The sequence below is a fragment of the Saccharothrix texasensis genome, assembly GCF_003752005.1.
In the GTDB taxonomy this organism is placed as follows: Bacteria; Actinomycetota; Actinomycetes; order Mycobacteriales; family Pseudonocardiaceae; genus Actinosynnema; species Actinosynnema texasense.
In genome coordinates, this window is record NZ_RJKM01000001.1 from 1,053,081 (window position 1) to 1,075,614 (window position 22,534).

Here is a 22,534-nt window from a genome sequence, read left to right on the forward strand (position 1 = left end):
GCTACTCCCCCGCGGTGCGGTGCTCGCCCGATCGGATGACCTGGGTCCTGCGGTGTTCGTCGTCGAGGATGCTGAACAGCTCGCTGTCGGTGGCGTCGTCCAGGTCGTCCTCGGGTTGGGCGCGTTTGGCGGTCCACGACGCCAGCAGCGCTTCCAGTCGTGCGGCGACGGCGTCGTGGTCGGTTGCCTCCGCGCGGTCCAGGGTGGACTTGAGCTGGTCCAGCTCGGCCAGCAGCGGGTCGGGCGCGGTCGCGGACAACCGCTCCCGCAGGTGGTCGGCCAGCCGGGCCGGGGTCGGGTGGTCGAAGGTGAGCGTGGCGGGCAGCCGCAGCCCGGTGTCCGCGTCGAGCTGGTTGCGCAGCTCCACGGCGGTCAACGAGTCGAACCCGAGGTCCTTGAACGCCCGGTGCGGGCCGATGGCGTCGGTGGTGGTGTGCCCGAGCACCCGGGCCACCGCGCGCCGGACCAGGACCAGCACGTCCTGCGTCGGCTCAGCCTGGTCCGGGTCGCCCGTGCGGCGCGGCCGGCTCAGCGGTCGGCCCGCCGTGCGGCGGTCGAGCCGGACCGGCGCGAGCACGGGTTCGCCCGCGGTGAGGGCGGCGTCGAACAGGGCCAGGGCCTCGTCGGTCGCCAGCGGCAGCACACCCGCCTCGGCCATCCGGCGCCGGTCGGCGTCGGTGAGCTTGCCCGTCATGCCGCTGGTCTGCGCCCACGGGCCCCAGGCCAGGGACACGGCGGGCAGGCCGTTGGCGTGCCGGTGCGTGGCGAGGGCGTCGAGGAACGTGTTCGCGGCGGCGTAGTTGGCCTGGCCCGGTCCGCCCAGCACACCGGCGGCGGAGGAGAACAGGACGAACGCCTCCAGGTCGTCGGTCAGCTCGTGCAGGTGCAGCGCGGCAGCGGCCTTGGGCCCCCAGACCTCGGCGAGCCGTTCGGCGTCCAGCGCCTGCACCACGGCGTCGTCCAGCACGCCGGCCGTGTGGACGACGGAGGTGACGGGGTGCTCGGCCAGCAGTCGCGCCACCGCGTCGCGGTCGGCCACGTCGCAGGCGACCACCGTGACCTCGGCCCCGGCCAGGTCCGCGACCAGCTCGGCGACGCCCGGCGCGTCCGGTCCGCGTCGGCCGGCCAGGACCAGGCGCGTGACGCCGTGCGCGGCGACCAGGTGGCGGGCGACCGCGCCGCCGAGCACACCGGTGCCGCCGGTGACGAGCACCGTGCCGTCCGGGCTGAGGGTGGACGGCAGCGGCGCGTGCTCGGCGCGTTCCAGCCTGGGCAGGTAGGCGTGGCCGGCCCGGATCGCCAGCTGCGGCTCGTCGCCGACCACCAGGACCGGCCCGTCGGTGTCGACCAGCGCGAACCGCCCGGGGTGCTCGGAGGCGGCGGAGCGGACCAGGCCCCACACGGCGGCGGCCCGGAGGTCGGTCACGTCCTCGCCGCGCACCGACACCGCGCCGCGCGTCACCACGACCAGCCGGGCCGCGTCGTCGCTCCCGGCGAGGAACTCCTGCACCACGCCCAGGGTCTCGGTGGGATCGGTGGCGTGGTGGACCTGGTCGGCCGGCCCGGCCGGTTCGGCGACCGCGTCGGTTCCGTGCCAGGCGAGCCGGTACAGGGACTGCCGGCGGGGGGTCGCCCGCGGCGCGCGCAGCGTCAGCGACTCGATGGCCGCGACGGGCTCGCCGTCCGCGTCGACCAGGCTGACCCGGTAGGTCTCGGGTCCGGTCGCGGTGAGCTTCGCGCGTGCCGCGGTGCGACCGGTCGACCAGACCGTGACGCCGGTGAACGAGAACGGCAGCTTGGCGCGGTCGTCGGCGATCGTGACGGCTTGGAGCACGGCGTCCAGCAGCGCGGGGTGCAGGGTGAACCGGTCGCCGTCGGCGGGTAGCCGGACGTCGGCGTAGAGGTCGTCGCCGTGCCGCCGGACGGCCCGCAGGCCCTGGAACGTCGGGCCGTACTCGAACCCGGCGTCGGCCAGGGACTCGTAGAACCCGGTCAGGTCGACCGGTTCGGTGGCCGGCTCGGTCCACGGCGCCGGCGCCGCGGCCGCGCCCAGCAGACCGGTGGCGTGCCGCTGCCAGTCGCCGTCCGACCTGGAGTGGATCGCGACGGCACGGCGCCCGGCCTGGTCGGGCGCGCCGACCGTGACCCGCACGTCGACCGGGCCGGCCAGCACCAGCGGCGCTTCCAGCGCCAACTCCTCCACCGCCGCGCGGCCCACCTGCCTGCCGGCCCGCAGCGCCAGCTCCACGAACGCCGCGCCCGGCAGCAGCGCGGACCCGAGCACGGTGTGCTCGGCGAGCCACGGCTGGGTGGCCGCGGACAGCTGCCCGGTCAGCACCACGCCCTGCTCGTCCGCCAACTCCACCACCGCGCCCAGCAACGGGTGGTCGACCGCGGCGAGCCCCGCGCCGGTGACGTCCGTCGACGCGGCCGGCATCAACCAGAACCGCTCCCGCTGGAACGCGTAGGTCGGCAGTTCGACGTGCGCGGTGGGCAACGTCCACTCGGCACCGCCGACCCAGAGCCGGCCGAGGGCCGCGAGGAGCCGTTGGGGCGAGTCGTCCTCCCGACGCATCACACCGATCGGCACCAGAGTCGGATGAGGACCGATCTCCAGGAACGACGTCACACCACGGGCACGCAACCACTCCACGCCATCCTCGAACCGCACCGCCCCACGCGCCTGACGCACCCAATAACCCGCGTCGAAAACCGCGCCTGCGGAAAGCTCCCCGCCCAGGGGATCCCCGATCTCAACGCTACCCGACAAGTCCGGCACCACCGTCGACACGATCGGGATCTGGGGATGACCGAACGACAACCCCTCCACCACCCGCGCGAACTCCCCCAACATCGGCTCCATCCGCGCCGAGTGGAACGCGTGGCTCACCGCCAGCCGCCGGGTCTTGTGCCCCAAGGTCTCCCACAGGTCCGCGACCTCCAGCACGGCGGCTTCGTCCCCGGAGATCACCACTGCCTCGGGCCCGTTGACGGCGGCGATCTCGACGCCCTCGGGCAACGTCTCCGCCACCTCCGCCGAAGCGGCCCGGATCGACACCATCGCCCCACCCGGCGGCAACTCCTGCATCAACCGGCCACGCGCCGACACCAGCACGCACGCGTCGTCCAGGCTCAGCACACCGGAAACGTGCGCGGCGGCGATCTCACCCACCGAATGCCCGATCAGATAATCAGGCCGCACACCCAACGACTCCACCAACCGGAACAACGCAACCTCCACCGCGAACAACGCCGGCTGCGTGAACCGGGTCTGATCGACATCCACCTCCCACAACGACAAGCCAAGCCGATCACACACCTCCGCCAAGGTCTCCGCGAACACCGGGTACGCCTCGGCCAACCGCCCACCCATACCGCGCCACTGCGAACCCTGACCCGAGAACACGAACGCCGTCTTGCCGGGCCGGGCCTCACCGATCGGCACGTCACCTCGGGCCAGCGCGTCGAGATCCGCGACGAGCGTCGCCGGATCGGTGAGCGCGGCACGGTGAGGGAGCCGCGCCCGCGTCGCCAGAGCGGCGCCGACTGCCGGGTCACCCGCGAACTCACGCAGCCGCCGCGCCTGCGCCCGCAACGCCTCCGGCGACTTCGCCGACAACAACCACGGCACCGGGTCGGCCACCTCGACCGGCTCGGCCGGAGGCACGTGCTCGAGGATCAGGTGGGCGTTCGTCCCGCTGATCCCGAAGGACGACACACCCGCCCGGCGCGGCCGGTCGACGTCGGGCCAGGGCGTGGGCTCGGTGAGGAGCCGGACGTCGCCGGTCTCCCAGTCCACGTGGGTGGTCGGCCGGTCGACGTGGAGCGTGCGGGGCAGCACGCCGTGCCGCATCGCCATGATCATCTTGATCACGCCGGCGATACCCGCAGCCGCCTGGGTGTGGCCGATGTTCGACTTCACCGAGCCCAACCACAACGGCTCCGCGCGATCCTGACCATAGGTGGCCAACAGAGCCTGAGCCTCGATCGGATCGCCCAACGTGGTGCCGGTGCCGTGCGCCTCGACGGCGTCCACTTCGGACGGACGGACGCCGGCGTTCGCCAAGGCCTGCCGGATCACCCGCTCCTGCGACGGACCGTTCGGCGCGGTCAACCCGTTCGACGCGCCGTCCTGGTTCACCGCCGAGCCCTTGACGACCGCCAGCACCCGGTGCCCGAGCCGACGCGCCTGCGACAACCGCTCCAACAGCACCAGGCCCGCGCCCTCGGACCAGCTCGTGCCGTCGGCCGCGTCGGCGAACGACTTGATCCGCCCGTCCGCCGCCAGACCCCGCTGCCGGGAGAACTCCACGTACCCGGACGGCGTCGCCATCACCGTCACGCCACCGGCCAACGCCAGCGTGCACTCCCCCGACCGCAGGGCCTGGGCGGCCAGGTGGATCGCCACCAGCGACGACGAGCACGCCGTGTCCACCGACACCGCCGGGCCTTCCAGGCCGAGCAGGTACGACACCCGCCCGGACGTCACGCTCGTGGCCGTGCCGGTCGACAGGTAGCCCTCCAGGTCGGGTGGCTGGGAGCCGGAGCCGTACCCGGACGACCAGATGCCGGTGAACACGCCGGTGTGGCTGCCCTGCAACGAGGTCGGGTCGATCCCCGCGTGCTCGAACGCCTCCCACGCCGTCTCCAACAACACCCGCTGCTGCGGGTCCATCGCCAACGCCTCACGCGGCGAGATCCCGAAGAACGCCGCGTCGAACCCGGCCGCCTCGCGGAGGAAGCCGCCCGAACGCGTGTAGCTGGTGCCGGGTCCGCCCGCCGGGTCGTAGAGCCTGTCCAGGTCCCAGCCGCGATCGGCCGGGAAGTCGCCGATCGCGTCCACGCCCTCGGACACGAGCCGCCACAGGTCCGCAGCCGACCCGACACCGCCCGGGTACCGGCACGCCATGCCGACCACCACGACCGGGTCGTCGGTGACGGCCGCGGCGACCGGCGCGGCGGTCTCGCGCCGCCGACCGAGCAGGAGCTCCCGCAGGTGGGTCGCGAGGGCGGTCGGCGTCGGGTGGTCGAACGTCAGCGTGGCGGGCAGCTTCACGCCCAGCGCCGAGGCCAGCCGGTTGCGCAGCTCCACCGCGGTCAACGAGTCGAACCCGAGGTCCTTGAACGCCCGGTTCGCGGCCACCCCGTCGGTGCGTCCCAGCACCACGGCGGTGTGCGCGCCGACCAGGTCGAGCACGACGGTCTGCTGTTCGGCCTCGGTCAGCGACGCGAGCCGCCGCGCCAGGTCCGTGTCCACGACCCGACGCGCCCGGCGGGTCAGCCCGCGCAGCGACGGCGCGGTGAGGTCGAGCCGGGCGGGCACGACGGCGGGCGCGTCGTCGGCCAGTGCCGCGTCGAACAACGCCAGGGCGTGCTCGGTCGACATCGGCACGACCCCGGATCGCTCCAGGCGGCGCTGGTCGGCCTCGGTCAGGTGCCCGGTCAAGCCGCTGGCCTGCTCCCACTGCCCCCACGCCAGCGACACGGCGGGCAGGCCCAGGGCGTGCCGGTGGGCGGCGAGGGCGTCCAGGAAGGCGTTGGCGGCGGCGTAGTTGCCCTGACCCGCGCCGCCGAGGACCCCGGCCGCCGACGAGAACAGCACGAACGCCGCCAGGTCACGGGTCAGCTCGTGCAGGTGCCACGCGGCGTCGACCTTGGGCCGCAGCACGTCGTGCAGGCTCTGCGGGGTCATCGAGGTCACCACGGCGTCGTCCAGCACGCCTGCCGCGTGCACGACGGCGCACAGGTCGGGGATCGTGGCGAGCACGTCGGCGAGCGCCGCCCGGTCGGTCACGTCGCACGCGACCACCGACACGTCCGCGCCTTCGATCTCCACCTCGCCGCCGCGGCGGCTCAGCAGCACCAGTCGCCGCACGCCGTGCCGGGCCACCAGGTGCCGGGCCACCAAGAGGCCCAGCGTGCCGGTGCCGCCGGTGATCAGCACGGTGCCGTCCAGGTCGAGCGCGCGGTGCGAGCCCGAAGCCCGGGTCAGCCGGGGGGCGAGCACCGCGTCGCCGCGGACCGCCACCTGGAACTCGTCGGCCGGCGCCCGGACCTCGCCGTCGTGGTCCGCGTCGACCAGGGCGAACCGGCCGGGGTGCTCGGTCTCGGCCGCCCGCACCAGCCCCCAGACCGCGGCGGCGGCCGGATCGGTCACCTCACCCGGCCCGGTCGCGCCGTGCGTGACGATCGTGAGCCTGCCGTCGTCGGAGGTGCGCAGGAAGTCCTGGAGGACGGCCAACGTCTCGGCGGTCAGGGTGTGCGCGGCCCGCGCCGGGTCGGCTCCCGGCTCGCTGACCACGTGGTGCACGGCCGTGTCCTCGAACGACGGGGTGACCGGCACCCAGTCGAGGCGGAACACGCGCGTGTCGCGGGTCTGGAAGTCCGCCGTCATCGGGCGCACGGTCAGCGCGTCCACCACGGCCACGGGCTCGTCCGCGTCGGTGGCGAGCAGGACCCGGTAGGTGTCGGGACCGGTGGGCGTCAACCGGACGCGTGCCGCCGTCACGTCCGTCCTCAGCACGGCCACGCCGGCGAACGAGAACGGCAACCGACCTGCCGCGACCAGCGTGAGCGGCTGCAACGCGGCGTCCAGCAACGCGGGGTGCAGGCCGAACCCGTCACGGGCGTCCAGGGCGACCTCGGCGTACAGCTCGTCGCCGTGCCGCCACACCGCCCGCACGCCCTCGAACGCCGGGCCGTACTCGTAGCCGCGGGCCGCGAGGTCGTCGTAGAAGCCGGTGAGGTCGACGGGTTCGGCGTCGGACGGCCACTGGAGCGGTCGTGACGCGGGCACGTCCACGCCGAGCGTGCCGGTGGCGTGCCGGACCCAGTCGCCGTCGGCGCGGGAGTGGACGGTGACCGCCGTGCCGTCGACCACGACCTGCACCAGCACGGGGTCCTGCGCGGGCAGCACCATCGGGGTTTCCAGGAGCAGCTCGTCCAGCACGTGCCGGCCGACCTGGGTGCCGGCCCGCAGGGCGAGTTCGACGAAGCCGGTGCCCGGCAGGAGCACCGTGCCGTGGATGGCGTGATCGGCCAGCCACGGCTGGGTGGTCGTCGACAGCCGCCCGGTGAGCACCACGCCGCGCCCCGCCGCGAGTTCCACGGCCGCGCCGAGCAGCGGGTGGTCGGTCGGGTCGAGCCCGGCCGCGGTCACGTCGGCGGTCCCCGGCACGGGTGCCAGCCAGTAGCGGTCGTGCTGGAACGGGTACGTGGGCAGGTCCACGTGACCGGCGGCGGGCACGGGCCAGTCGACGTCCACGCCGGTCACGAACAGGCGTGCCGCCGCTGCGGTGAAGTCGCCCTGGTCACGGCGCAGGGTGCCGGTGGCGACTTCGACGTCCAGTGTGGGCACCAGCACCGGGTGGGGGCTGACCTCGATGAACACGTCGTGCCCGGCGTCGGTCAACGCCTCGACCGCACGGTCGAACCGCACGGTCTCACGCAGGTTCCGATACCAGTAAGCGGCGTCCACGGCGTCCACCAAGCCGTCGGTCACCGTGGAGTGGAAGGGGATCCGCGCCGGCCGCGGACTGAGGTCCGCCAAGTCGGCCAGCAACCGCTCCCGGACCGCCTCCACCTGCGCCGAGTGCGCCGCGTAGTCCACCGGCAGGACGCGGGCCCGGATGCCGTCGGCCTCGCAGACCGCCACGAGTTCGGCGAGCGCGGCCGGTTCGCCGGACACGACCACCGCGGAGGCCGAGTTGACGGCCGCGATCGACAGCCGATCACCCCACCGGGACAACAGCTCGGAGTCCGGCGGCAGGGCCACCGACACCATGCCGCCCTGGCCGGAGATCGCCACCAAAGCCTTGCTGCGCAACGCGACCACCCGCGCCGCGTCCTCCAAGGAGAGTGCCCCGGCCACGTAGGCCGCCGCGATCTCACCCTGCGAATGCCCCACCACCGCATCCGGCTCGACACCACGCGACTGCCACAACGCCGCCAACGACACCATCATCGCGAACAGCGCCGGCTGCACCACGTCCACCCGGTCCAGCGCACCGCCGTCCAGGACCCCCACCAACGACCAGTCGACGTGCGGGGCCAACGCCCGCTCACACGCATCGACCGCATCCCGGAACACCGGCTCGGCGGCGTACAAGTCCCGACCCATACCGACCCACTGCGCACCCTGACCCGGGAACACGAACACCGACTTCCCGAGCGCCGACGCCGTCCCCGTCACCAGACCCGGATGCTCACGACCCTCCGCCAACGCACCCAGAGCCACCGGATCCAACACCACCGCGCGGTGGTCGAAACGCGCCCGACCGGCCAGGACGCGGGCCACGGCGGACGCGTCGGCCTCGGCGACGGCCCGGGCCATTCTGCGGGCCTGGTCGCGCACCGCCCGCTCCGACTTGCCCGTGACCACCCACGGCACCCGGCCGACGTCCGCACCGGGCTCCGCGACGGTCTCGGGTGCCTGCTCGATGATGACGTGCGCGTTCGTGCCGCTCACCCCGAACGACGACACACCCGCCCGACGCGGACGGTCGACCTCCGGCCACGGCACAGCGTCGGTGAGCAGCCGGATGTCCCCAGCCGTCCAGTCCACGTGCGGCGTCGGCTCGTCCACGTGCAACGTGCGCGGCAACCGCCCGTGCCGCAACGCCATCACCATCTTGATCACACCCGCGACACCCGCAGCCGCCTGCGTGTGGCCGATGTTCGACTTCACCGAACCCAACCACAACGGCTCCGCACGATCCGCCCCGTACGTCGCCAACAACGCCTGCGCCTCGATCGGGTCACCCAACGTGGTGCCGGTCCCGTGCGCCTCGACGGCGTCCACATCGGACGGACGGACGCCGGCGTTCGCCAGGGCCTGCCGGATCACCCGCTCCTGCGACGGACCGTTCGGCGCGGTCAACCCGTTCGACGCGCCGTCCTGGTTCACCGCCGAACCCGCCAGCACCGCCAACACCCGGTGACCGTTGCGGCGGGCGTCCGACAGGCGCTCCAGCAGCACCAGACCCGCGCCCTCGCCCCAGCTCGTGCCGTCGGCGGCGGCGGAGAACGGCTTGCACCGACCGTCCGCCGCCAGCCCGCGCTGCCGGGAGAACTCGGTGAAGCCCAGCGGGTTCACGATCACCGTCACGCCGCCGGCCAGCGCCAGGTCGCACTCCCCCGACCGCAGCGCCTGCGCCGCCAGGTGCATCGCCACCAGCGATGACGAGCACGCCGAGTCCACCGACACGGCCTGCCCGCGCAGCCCGAGCAGGTAGGCGACGCGGCCGGACGTGACGCTCGGCGAGATGCCGGTCGCCAGGTAGCCCTCGGCGTCTCGCGGGGCCTGGTCGACCACACCCCCGTACCCCGAGGACCACAGGCCGGTGAACACGCCCGTCTGGCTGCCCCGCAACGAGGTCGGGTCGATGCCGGCGTGCTCGATGGTCTCCCACGCGGTCTCCAGCAGCACGCGCTGCTGCGGGTCCATCGCCAAGGCTTCGCGCGGCGAGATGCCGAAGAAGTCCGCGTCGAACCCCGCCACGTCGGCCAGGAAGCCGCCGGACCGGGTGTAGCTGGTCCCCGCGTGGTCGGGGTCCGGGTGGTAGAGCCGGGCCAGGTCCCAGCCGCGGTCGTCGGGGAAGTCCGAGATGGCGTCCACCCCGTCGGACACCAGCCGCCACAGGTCGTCCGGCGACCCGACACCACCCGGCAGCCGACAACCCATGCCGACGATCACGATCGGGTCGTCGTCCTCCACCGCCCGCGCGACCGGTTCGACGATCTCCGGGCGCGTGCCCGACAGCTCCTGCCGCAGGTGCTCGGCCAGTTCCTCGGGCGTCGGGTGGTCGAAGACGAGGGTCGCGGGCAGGCGGAGGCCGGTCGCCGTGGTGAGCCGGTTGCGCAGCTCCACGGCGGTCAACGAGTCGAACCCGAGGTCGCGGAAGGCCAGCCGGGGTTTGACCGCCGACGCGTCGGTGTGCCCGAGCACGGCCGTGGTGTGGGTCGTGACGAGGGACAGCAGGTCGGTCCGGGGCTCGGCGGGCGGCGGGATCGCGCGGGGCGCGCGGGTGGCCAGGTGTGCGGTCGTCACCGCGGGCTCGCCACTGGCGAGGGCCGCGTCGAACAGGGCCAGCGCCTGTTCGGTCGTCATCGGGGAGATGCCGGCGCGGGCGAAGCGCTCCTTGTCCGTCGCGGTGAGGTGCGCGGTCATGCCGGACGCCTCGGCCCAGTGGCCCCACGCCATCGAGACGGCCGGCAGGCCGAGGTCGTGCCGGTGCCGGGCGAGGGCGTCGAGGTAGGAGTTGGCGGCGGCGTAGTTGGCCTGCCCGGCGGTGCCCAGCACCCCGGCGGCGGCGGAGAACAGCACGAACGCGTCCAGGTCGGCGGTCAGCTCGTGCAGGTGCCAGGCGCCGTCCACCTTGGGTCGCAGCACCCGGTCCAGCTGCTCGGGGGTGAGGCCCTGCACCACGCCGTCGTCCAGCACACCGGCGGCGTGCACCACGGCGGTCAGGTCGGGGATCGACTCCAGCAGCTCCTCGACCTGGGCGCGATCGGACACGTCGCACGCGACGACGCGCACGTCCGCGGCCAGCTCCGGAGCCTCGCCGCCGCGGCGACCGGCCAGCACCAGCCGCCGCACGCCGTGCCGGGAGACCAGGTGCCGCGCCAACGCCAGCCCGAGCGTCCCGGCGCCGCCGGTGATCAGCACCGTGCCGTCGGCGAGCCGGGGCACGGTGAGCACCAGCTTGCCGACGTGCCCGGCCTGGCTCATCAGCCGGAACGCGTCCACCGCGCGCCGGATGTCGTGGGTGGCGACGGGCGGCAGCCGGAGCACGCCGTCGCCGAACAGCCGCAGCACCTCGGTCAGCACGTCGCCCAGGTGGGCGGGGTCGGCGTCGTTGAGGTCGAACGCCCGGTAGTCGACGTCGTCGAGGACCCTGATGTCCGTCTTGCCCATCTCCACGAACCGGCCGCCGGGCGCGAGCAGGCGCAACGACGCGTCGGTGAACTCACCCGCCAACGAGTTCAGCACCACGTCCACCTGCGGGAAGCGCTGCTCGAACTCCAGCGTCCGCGACGACGCGATGTGGTCGTCGTCCAACCCCAGGTCACGCAACGCGTCCCACTTGCGGGGACTCGCGGTGGCGAACACCTCCGCGCCCAGGTGCCGCGCCAGCTGGATCGCCGCCATGCCCACACCGCCCGCGCCGGAGTGGATCAGCACCCGGTCGCCCTCGCCGAGCCGACCGAGGTCGACCAGCCCGTGCCACGCGGTCAGGAACGCCACCGGGACCGCGGCGGCCCGGGTGAACGACCAGCCGTCCGGGACCGGCGCGAGCAACCGCTCGTCGGTGACGGCACGCGGCCCGAACGCGCCGGACGCGAGGCCGAGCACCCGGTCACCCACCTGCCACCGCGTGACGCCGGGTCCGACCTCGACGACCGTCCCGGCCGCTTCACCGCCCAACGCCGCCGCGTCCGGGTACATCCCCAGCGCGATGAGCACGTCCCGGAAGTTCACCCCCGCCGCGCGCACCGCGAGCCGCACCTGGCCGGCCTCCAGCGGCGGCTCGGCCACCTCCGCGAACGCCAGGTCGTCCAGGCTGCCGGTGCCCGACTCGACCAGCCGCCACGGACCGTCGAGCGACGTCGGCCGCGACCGGAACGGCGCCTGCCGGGGCGCCAGGACGGCGTCGCCGCGGATCGCCAGCTCCACCTCGTCGCCCGCCACGGCCGCCGCGTCCGACGCCCGCGCCACCGTGGCGTCGCCGGCCAGCCCGACCGCCACGAACCGGCCAGGGTGCTCGGCCGCCGCACTGCGGATCAGCCCTCGCACCGCCGCCCCGGCCGGCTCGTCCGCCCGGGTCGGCACGACCAGGCGCGTCCGGTCGTCGGACGCCAGGAACTCCTGGACCAGGTCGAGCGCCCGCCGGGTGAGGTCGTGCACGGACCCGGCGTCGGCCGCGCCGCTCAGCAGCGGCGCGAGGCGGACGGGCACCGGTGCGGACTCCGCCGGCGGCACCCACTCGGTGCGCAGCAGCGTGGTCGTCGGCTCGGCGGCGGGTCGCACGGTCAGCGCTTCGATCGCCGCCACCGGCGCGCCCGCGGCGTCGGTCACCGTGACCGCGTAGGCGTCCGGGGCGGTCCGGGTCAGGTGGACCCGGACCGCCGAGAGGCCCGTCACGTGCACGGCGACGCCGGTGAAGGAGAAGGGCAGGCGCAGGCGGGTGTCCGGGTGCAGCAGGATCACCGGTTGCAGCGCGGCGTCCAGCAGCGCCGGGTGCAGGCCGAACTTCGCCCCGTCCGGGACCTCGACCTCGGCGAACAGCTCGTCGTCGCCGCGCCACAGCGCCCGCACGCCCCGGAACGCCGGGCCGTACTCGTAGCCGAGGTCGGCGAGGTGGTCGTAGAACCCGTCGGGGTCGATCCGGTCACCCGCGGGTTCCCACGCGGAGGTGGTCGGGGTATGGGCGTGGTCGAGCGTGCCGGAGGCGTGGCGGACCCACTCGCCGTCGACCTTCGAGTGCACGACGACCGGTCGGCGGCCCTCGTGGTCCGGCGCGCCCGCGGCCACCTGGACGTGCGCCGGGCGTTCGGTCACGGTCAGCGGCACGTGCAGCACGAGGTCCGCGAGGACCGGGCACCCCAGGGCTCGGCCCGCCTCGGCGGCCAGTTCCACGAGCGCCGTGCCGGGCAGCAGCACCGTGCCGTTGACCGCGTGGTCGGCCAGCCACGGGTGCGTGCGGGTGGAGAGGCGGCCGGTCAGCACCGCGCCCTGGCCGTCCGGCAGCTCCACGGACGCGTCCAGCAGCGGGTGGCCGGGAGTGGACCCCGCCGCGCCCGGCAGGAGCCAGTAGCGCGTCCGCTGGAACGGGTAGGTCGGCAGGGCGATCCGGCCCGAGGCCGGCCGGGGCAGCGGGAAGCCGCGCACGAGCAGGGTGGCCAGTGCGGCGCGGAAGTCGCCCTGGTCACGGCGCAGCGTGCCGGTGGCGACCTCGACGTCGAGTGTGGGCACCAGCACCGGGTGGGGGCTGACCTCGATGAACACGTCGTGCCCGGCGGCCAGCAGCGCCTCGGTGGCCCGGTCGAACCGCACCGGCTCACGCAGGTTCCGATACCAGTAGGCGGCGTCGACGGTCTCCACCAATCCGTCGGTCACCGTCGAGTAGAACGGCACGTGGCCACGCCGCGGCGTGATGTCGGCCAGGTCGGCGAGCAACCGTTCCCGGATCGCCTCGACCTGCGCCGAGTGGGCGGCGTAGTCCACCGGGATCCGCCGGGCGTTGACGCCCTCGCGCTCGCACAGCGCCAACAGCTCGTCCAACGCGCCGGGTTCGCCGGACACCACGACCGTGGAGGCCGAGTTGACCACTGCGACCGTCAGCCGATCACCCCACCGGGACAACAGCTCCGAGTCCGGCGGCAACGACACCGACACCATGCCACCCTGGCCGGAGATCGCCACCAAAGCCTTGCTGCGCAACGCGACCACCCGCGCCGCGTCCTCCAAGGAGAGTGCCCCGGCCACGTAGGCCGCCGCGATCTCACCCTGCGAATGCCCCACCACCGCGTCCGGCTCCACGCCGAACGACCGCCACAGCGCCGCCAACGACACCATCATCGCGAACAGCGCCGGCTGCACCACGTCCACCCGGTCCAGCGCACCGCCGTTCAGAATCTCGACCAACGACCAGTCGACGTGCGGGGCCAACGCCCGCTCACACGCGTCGACCGCATCCCGGAACACCGGCTCGGCGGCGTACAGCTCACGACCCATCCCGACCCACTGCGCACCCTGACCCGGGAACACGAACACCGACTTCCCGAGCGCCGACGCCGTCCCCGTCACCAGACCCGGATGCTCACGACCCTCCGCCAACGCACCCAAAGCCACCGGGTCCAACACCACCGCGCGGTGGTCGAAACGCGCCCGACCGGCCAGGGCCCGACCGATCTCGGCGTGCTCGCCGGGTCGTTCGGCCACGAAGTCGCGCAGCCGCCGGGCCTGGTCGCGCAACGCCTCCGGGGTCTTGGCCGACACCAGCCAGAGCGGGTCGCCCTCCTCCGGTCGCGCCACTTCGGGCGCCTGCTCGATGATCGTGTGCGCGTTCGTGCCGCTGATGCCGAACGCCGACACGGCCGCCCGCCGGGGGCGGTCGGTGTCCGGCCACGCGACCGGTTCGGTGAGCAGCCGGACGTTCCCGGCGGCCCAGTCGACGTGCGGTGTCGGCTCGTCCACGTGCAGCGTCTTGGGCAGCACGCCGTGCCGCAACGCCATCACCATCTTGATCAGCCCGGCGGCGCCGGCGGCGGCCTGCGTGTGACCGATGTTCGACTTCACCGACCCCAACCACAACGGCTCCGAACGCCCGACGCCGTACGTGGCCAGCAACGCCTGCGCCTCGATCGGGTCACCCAACGTGGTGCCGGTCCCGTGCGCCTCCACGGCGTCCACATCGGACGGCTCCAGCCCGGCGTTCGCCAGGGCTTGGCGGATCACCCGCTCCTGCGACGGACCGTTCGGCGCGGTCAGGCCGTTCGACGCGCCGTCCTGGTTGACGGCGGTGCCCCGCACGACGGCCAGCACGTGGTGGCCGTTGCGGCGGGCGTCGGACAGGCGCTCCAGCAGCAGCAGGCCCGAGCCCTCGGCCCACCCGGCGCCGTCGGCCGCCGCGGCGAAGGACTTGCTGCGGCCGTCCGGCGCGCTCGCGCCCTGCCGGGACATCTCGGTGAACAGCGACGGCGAGGCGTTGACCGTGACCCCGCCGGCCAGCGCGAGGTCGCACTCGCCGGACCGCAGCGCCTGCGCCGCCAGGTGCAGCGCGACCAGGGACGACGAGCACCCGGTGTCCAGCGACAGCGCCGGCCCGACCAGGCCGAGCAGGTAGGACAGCCGGCCGGAGCCGATGCTGGTCGCCGTGCCGGTGACCTGGTAGCCCTCCAGGTCGTCCGGGATGGGCCCGGTGGCGTACCCGGTGGACCAGATGCCGGTGAACACGCCCGTCTGGCTGCCCTGCAACGACGTCGGGTCGATCCCCGCGTGCTCGAACGCCTCCCACGCCGTCTCCAACAACACCCGCTGCTGCGGGTCCATCGCCAACGCCTCACGCGGCGAGATCCCGAAGAACGCCGCGTCGAACCCGGCCGCGTCGGCCAGGAACCCCCCGTGCCGGGTGGACGACGTGCGTGGCCGGGCGGACGTGGGGTCGAACAGCCCGTCCAGGTCCCAGCCCCGGTCGTCGGGGAACCCGCCGATGGCGTCCACTCCCCCGGACACCAGTCGCCACAGGTCGTCCGGCGACTCGACGCCACCGGGGAACCGGCAGCCCATGCCGACGATGGCGATCGGTTCGTCGGTCGCCACCGCGGACGTGGCGGCGGTGGCCGCGCGCTCACCGCGCAGGTGTGCGGCGAGCCGCTCGGGCGTGGGGTGGTCGAAGACCAGCGTGGACGGCAGCCGGCGGCCCAGGGCGGTGCTGAGGCGGTTGCGCAGCTCCACGGCGGTCAGCGAGTCGAAGCCGAGCTCCTTGAACGCCCGGCCGGTGTCGACGGCCTCCGGCGAGGCGTGGCCCAGCACGGCCGCCGTGTGGGTGGCGACCACGGCGAGCACGTCCACGTCGGACGGCGCCGCGGCGGGCTCGGCCCGTTCCTCCCGGACCTGCGCCTCGGGCAGGTCGGCGAGCAGCCTGCTCGGCCGCAGGCGGGTGTAGGCGGGGGCGAACTCCGCCCAGTCGACCGGGGTGACGACGGCGTGCGGCACGTCCTGGTCGAGCACGTCGCGCAACGCGGCCAGCGCCCGCCCGGACGGCATCTCGCCGAGGCCGAGCAGCCGCCGCTGCCGGCGCACCGACTCCAGCGCGGCCATGCCGCCCTCGGCCCAGATGCCCCACGCCACCGACGTGGTCGCCCGGCCCTCGGCGCGGTGCCGGGCGGCGAGCGCGTCGAGGAACGTGTTGCCCGCCGCGTAGGCCGCGCCGTGCCCGTCGCCCCAGACGCCGGCCGTCGACGAGAACAGCACGAGCGCGTCGAGGTCGGGCAGCAGGTCGGCGAGGTGGGTCGCGCCCGCGACCTTGGCGGTGACCACGTCGGCGAACCCGGCCACGTCGTCGTCGGCCAGCCGGCCGGACCTGATCACGCCCGCCGTGTGGAACACGGACCTGACGTCGCCGACCTCGGCCAGCAGCGCCGCCAGCGCGTCCCGGTCCGCCACGTCGCACGCGGCCACGGTGACCCGCGTGCCGGAGGACGCCAGCTCCTCCCGCAGCTCGGCCGCGCCGGGCGCGTCCGGTCCGCCGCGGCTGACCAGCACCAGGTGCTCGGCGCCCTGCCCGACGAGCCAGCGGGCCACCTGGGCGCCGAGCGCACCCGTGCCACCCGTGATCAGGGTCGTCCCCTCGGGCCGCCACGTCCGGACCGGCGGGGTGGGCCTGGCCCGGCGCAGCCTGCGGGCGAAGACGCCACCGGCGCGGATCGACACCTGGTCCTCCGGGCCGCCGACCGCGGCGAGGAGACGTCGCACGCCCGCCGCGTCCGGCGTGGCCGGCACGTCGACGAGCCCGCCCCACCGGTCGGGGAACTCCAACGCGGCCGACGTGCCCAGTCCCCACACCAGCGCCTGTCGCGGGCGGTCGCCGAACGCGCCGCTGGTCACGCACCACAGCGGGGCTTCGAGGTCCCGCACGGCGGCCAACGTCCGCGCCAGGCCGACGGGCACGGCCGGGTGGTCCGGGTGCGGCGAGTCGTCCAGCGCCAGGAACGACAGCACGCCGTCGACCCGTTCCGCCGTGTCGACCACCTCGACACCGCTGTCCCGCAACGCCTCGACCGCCGCGTCGGCCCACGGGTGCCCGCCGTCGGGCCGCAGCACCAGCCACCGCCCGGCCGGCGCGGAGGTGGGCGTCACGGGTGTCCACGTGACCTCGTACCGCCACGGGTCCGCGGTCGGCGCGGTGGACGTGAGCCAGTACGGCTCGTGCTGGAAGGCGTAGGTCGGCAGGTCCGCGGCCCCGGCCGGCGGCAGCGCGGGTGTCCAGTCGACGTCCACGCCGGCGACGAACAGCCGTCCGGCGGCCGTGAGGAACTCCCCGGTGCCGCCCTGGTCACGGCGCAGGGTGCCGGCGGCGACTTCGACGTCCAGTGTGGGCACCAGCACCGGGTGGGGGCTGACCTCGATGAACACGTCGTGCCCGGCGTCGGTCAACGCCTCGACCGCACGGTCGAACCGCACGGTCTCACGCAGGTTCCGATACCAGTAAGCGGCGTCCACGGCGTCCACCAAGCCGTCGGTCACCGTGGAGTGGAAGGGGATCCGCGCCGGCCGCGGACTGAGGTCCGCCAAGTCGGCCAGCAGCCGCTCCCGGACCGCCTCCACCTGCGCCGAGTGCGCCGCGTAGTCCACCGGGATCCGCCGCGCGTTGACACCCTCGCGCTCGCACAGCGCCAACAGCTCGTCCAACGCACCCGGTTCACCGGACACCACCACGGTGGACGCCGAGTTGACCGCGGCGACCGTCAACCGATCACCCCACCGCGACAACAGCTCCGAGTCCGGCGGCAACGACACCGACACCATGCCACCCTGGCCGGAGATCGCCACCAAAGCCTTGCTGCGCAACGCGACCACCCGCGCCGCGTCCTCCAAGGAGAGTGCCCCGGCCACGTAGGCCGCCGCGATCTCACCCTGCGAATGCCCCACCACCGCGTCCGGCTCCACGCCGAACGACCGCCACAGCGCCGCCAACGACACCATCATCGCGAACAGCGCCGGCTGCACCACGTCCACCCGGTCCAGCGCACCGCCGTTCAGAATCTCGACCAACGACCAGTCGACGTGCGGGGCCAACGCCCGCTCACACGCATCGACCGCATCCCGGAACACCGGCTCGGCGGCGTACAGCTCACGACCCATACCGACCCACTGCGCACCCTGACCCGGGAACACGAACACCAGACCGCCGGTGGTGGTCGGCGGGCCGGCCGGTGGCGGGGTGGCGAGCAGTCCGGCCCGGTCCGCGCCGACGAGCACCGCGCGGTGGCGGAACCGGGCCCGGGTGGCCAGCTCACCGGCGATCGCGGCGACCGGTACGTCCGGGTGGGTGAGCGCGTACTCGCGCAGCCGTGCGACCTGGGCGTGCAGCGCCGCCTCGGTCTTCGCGCTCACCAGCCACGGCACCGTCCGGCCGTCGTCGACCGGCGGCGCGCCGGCGTCCGGGGACTGCTGGAGCACCAGGTGGGCGTTCGTGCCGCTGATGCCGAACGCGGAGACGGCCGCGCGCCGGGGACGATCGGTGGCGGGCCAGGCGGCGGCCTCGGTCAGCAGCCGGATGTCCCCGGCCGTCCAGTCCACGTGCGGGGTGGGCTCGTCCACGTGCAGCGTCTTCGGCAGCACGCCGTGCCGCAACGCCATCACCATCTTGATCACGCCCGCGACGCCCGCGGCGGCCTGGGTGTGGCCGATGTTCGACTTCACCGAACCCAACCACAACGGCTCCGCACGATCCTGGCCGTAAGTGGCCAGCAGCGCCTGCGCCTCGATCGGGTCACCCAGGGTGGTGCCGGTGCCGTGCGCCTCGACCGCGTCCACATCGGACGGACGCAGACCGGCGCTCGCCAACGCCTGCCGGATCACCCGCTCCTGCGACGGACCGTTCGGCGCGGTCAACCCGTTCGACGCGCCGTCCTGGTTCACCGCCGAACCCTTGACCACCGCCAGCACCCGGTGCCCACGCCGACGCGCGTCCGACAGCCGCTCCAACAGCACCAGGCCCGCACCCTCGCCCCAGCTCGTGCCGTCGGCGGCGGAGGAGAACGGCTTGCTGCGGCCGTCGGGCGCGAGCCCGCGCTGCCGGGAGAACTCGGTGAAGATGACCGGTGTCGCCATCACCGTGACGCCACCGGCGAGGGCCAGGTCGCACTCACCGGACCGCAGCGACTGGGCCGCCAGGTGGATCGCCACCAACGACGACGAGCACGCCGTGTCCACCGACAGCGCCGGGCCGCGCAGACCCAGGTGGTAGGCGACCCGGCCGGACGTCACGCTCGTCGCCGTGCCGGTGACCAGGTAGCCCTCGACGTCCTCGGGCACCGGCGTGCCGACCGCGTACCCCGAGGACCAGATGCCGGTGAACACCCCGGTCCGGCTCCCGTGCAGCGAGGTCGGGTCGATCCCGGCGTGCTCGAACGCCTCCCAGGCCGTCTCCAGCACCAACCGCTGCTGCGGGTCCATCGCCACCGCCTCACGCGGCGAGATCCCGAAGAACGCCGCGTCGAACCCACCCACGTCCGCCAGGAACCCGCCCTTGGCCACGGCGCTCGTGCCGCCGCTGCGCAGCTCCGGGTCGTGCAGCCGGCCCAGGTCCCAGCCGCGGTCATCCGGGAAGTCGCCGATCGCGTCCGCCTCGGCCGTCACCAGGCGCCACAGGTCCTCCGGCGACGCCACGCCGCCGGGGAACCGGCACCCCATGCCGACGATGACGACCGGGTCGTCCTCCACCTCCACCGCCGCCGCCACGACCTCCGGCACGTCCACGACGCCGTCACGCAGGTGCGCCACCAGCTCGGCGGGCGTCGGGTGGTCGTAGATCAGCCCGGAGGCCAGCCGCAGGCCGAGCGCGTGGTTGATGCGGTCGCGCAGGGCGACACCCATGACCGAGTCGAAACCCAGGTCCTTGAACGTCAGCGTCGGGTCGATCTCGTCGGCGTCGGCGTGCCCGAGCACGGCCGCGATGGCGGCCCTCACCTGGTCGGCGGGATCGGCGGTCGGCTCGGCGGGCGCTTCGGGCGTGACGTCGCCCAGCCAGTGCGACCGGCGTTGGAACGCGTACGCGGGCAGGTCGACCGGCTGGACGCGCGCCGGGAACGCGGGCGTGAAGTCGACGTGCCCGCCGGCGACGAACACCCGGCCCAGGGCGGCCAGGAACTCGTCCCGGCCGCCCTGGTCGCGGCGCAGGGTGCCGGTCGCCAGCGCGACGTCCAGCGTCGGCGCCAGCACCGGGTGCGGGCTGACCTCGACGAACGCGCCGTGGCCGTCGGCGGCGAGCGCGGCGGTGGCCAGGTCGAACCGGACCGGCTCGCGCAGGTTGCGGTACCAGTAGTCGGCGTCGAGGCCGGCGGTGTCGAGCAGGCCGCCGGTCACCGCCGAGTAGAACGGCACGTCGCCCGGCCGGGGGCGCACGTCGGCCAGGTCGGCGAGCAGCCGTCGCCGAATGGCGGACACCTGCGCCGAATGGGCGGCGTAATCCACCGGAATGGCGCGCGCCCGGATGCCGGCCGCCTCGCACGCCGCCGACAACTCGACCAGCGCGGCGGGTTCACCGGACACGACGACCGCGCCGGGAGCATTTACCACGGCTACTGTCAATCGCCCGTTCCAGCGCGCGACGAATTGCTCGGCTTCGTCGACCGGCAGTGTGACGGAAATCATTCCGCCCTGTCCAGCCAATGAGACGAGGGCTCGGCTGCGCAATGCCACCACGCGCGCCGCGTCGGCCAACGACAATGCGCCCGCCACGTGTGCGGCGGCGATTTCGCCTTGGGAATGGCCGACCACCGCGTCCGGTTCGACGCCGTGGGACCGCCACAACGCGGCCAACGAGACCATCACCGCGAACAGCGCCGGCTGGACCACGTCCACGCGGTCCAGCGCGTCGCCGTCCAGCACGTCGACCAGCGACCAGTCGGTGTGGGGCGCGAGCGCGGCGGCGCAGGCGTCGACGCTGTCGCGGAACACCGGCTCGCTCGCGTAGAGGTCGCGCCCCATGCCGACCCACTGCGCGCCCTGGCCGGGGAAGACGAACGCGGTCCGCCCCGGGTCGGCGGCCCGGCCGGTGACCAGGTCCGGCGCCGGCCGGCCCTCGGCGAGCGCGGTCAACGACGCTCCGCCGAGGAGCACGGCCCGGTGGGTGAAGTGCGTGCGCGTGGTCGCCAACGCGTGGCCGACCTCGGCGGGTGTCGGCCCGGGGTGGGCGGACAGGTGCTCGTGCAGCCGTCTGGCCTGCGCCCGCAGCGCCTGCTCGGTCTTGCCCGACAGCACCCACGGCACCACGCCGGACCTCGGGTCGGACCTCGGATCGGACCCGGCCGGCTCCCGGTCCGGCGGCTCGGCGACGACCACGTGCGCGTTCGTGCCGCCCATGCCGAACGCCGACACGCCCGCGATCAGCGGCCGGTCGGCGCGCGGCCAGGGGGTGAGCTCGGTCTGCACCCGCAGCTTCAGCTCGTCGAACGGGATGGCCGGGTTGGGCGTGACGTGGTTGAGGCTGGCAGGCAGGGCGCGGTGGCGGATGCTCAGCACCGTCTTGAGCAGGCCGACGATGCCCGCCGCGCCCTCCAGGTGGCCGACGTTGGTCTTCGCCGAGCCGACCAGCAGCTCGGTGGCGCGCCCGGCGTGCGCGGCGCCGAGGCCGGCGGCTTCGACCGGGTCGCCGACCGGGGTGCCGGTGCCGTGCAGCTCGACGTACTGCACGTCGTCCGGCCGGACGTCGGCGCTGGTCAGGGCATCGCCGATGACCTGGGCCTGCGCGTCGGCGCTGGGCACGGTGAGGCTGCGGGTGGGGCCGTCGTTGTTCACCGCGCTGCCGAGGATCACCGCGTGCACCGGGTCGCCGTCCGCGAGCGCCCGGGCCAGCGGCTTGAGCACGACCACGCCGCCGCCCTCGCCGCGGGCGAACCCGTTGGCGCGGGCGTCGAAGGTGTGGCTGCGGCCGTCGGGTGACAGCCCGCCGAACTCGACGCCGCTGGTCTCGCGGCCGGCGGCGAGGTTGAGGTTCACCCCGCCGGCCAGGGCGAGCGCCGTCTCGCCGCGCCGCAGGCTCTCGACCGCCAGGTGCACCGCGACCAGCGCCGACGACTGCGCCGCGTCCACGGTCAGGCTCGGCCCGCGCACGCCGAGGAAGTGCGACACGCGGTTGGCGATGACACCCCGGTTCGTGCCGGTCATCGTGTGCGGGGTGACGTGCGCCGGGTAGCTCAGGGTGGTGTAGTCGTCCCAGGTCGCGCCGATGAACACGCCCGTGCGGCCGCCGGTGAGCGTGCCGGGGACGATCCGCGCGTCCTCCAGCGCCTCCCACGCCAGCTCCAGCGCCAGCCGCTGCTGCGGGTCCATCGCCGCGGCCTCGCGCGGCGAGACGCCGAAGAACGCCGCGTCGAAGGCGTCGACCTCGTCCAGGAAGCCCGCGGGCAGGTCACCGGCCCGGCCGGGCGGCGGCGCGGTGATCGCGTCCAGGCCGTCGCGCAGCAACCGCCAGAACGCGGCCGCGTCAGGCGCGCCCGGCAACCGGCAGGACATTCCGACGATCGCGATCCGGTCGTCCGCACGAGACATTTCCCCACCCATCGGGTCACCCTGTTCCGCTCGCGAGAAATCGGGACGGTTCCCGGACGAAAGCAATGCGGCCCGCGCCACCGCAGTGTCGAGCAGTTGTTCCCCCGGCGGTGGAGAAAGGACGACCCGAACGTACCTCGGTTCCGCACGGCCCGGCTACCGGCGTATCGCGTTTCCGTCGAGCAGGCATCGGGATTCCGATCGTGCCACTGGCACCGGCGACGTGATTCGGCTTCAATGCCGCCGCGCTTGGCG

At 74.3% G+C, this 22,534-nt stretch carries 1 protein-coding gene; it reads right to left on the reverse strand.

Annotated elements, in window-relative coordinates:
• Position 1: 1 nt before the first annotated feature.
• Positions 2 to 22,279, reverse strand: coding sequence for a type I polyketide synthase (locus EDD40_RS43200; protein ID WP_246037397.1), 22,278 nt, complete (start codon positions 22,277 to 22,279; stop codon positions 2 to 4).
• Positions 22,280 to 22,534 lie beyond the last annotated feature (255 nt).

What these genes read in the sequence shown, in the direction of transcription:
- EDD40_RS43200 (WP_246037397.1), bottom strand. Translation starts at nt 22,279, where the DNA reads ATGTCTCGTGCGGACGACCGGATCGCGATCGTCGGAATGTCCTGCCGG.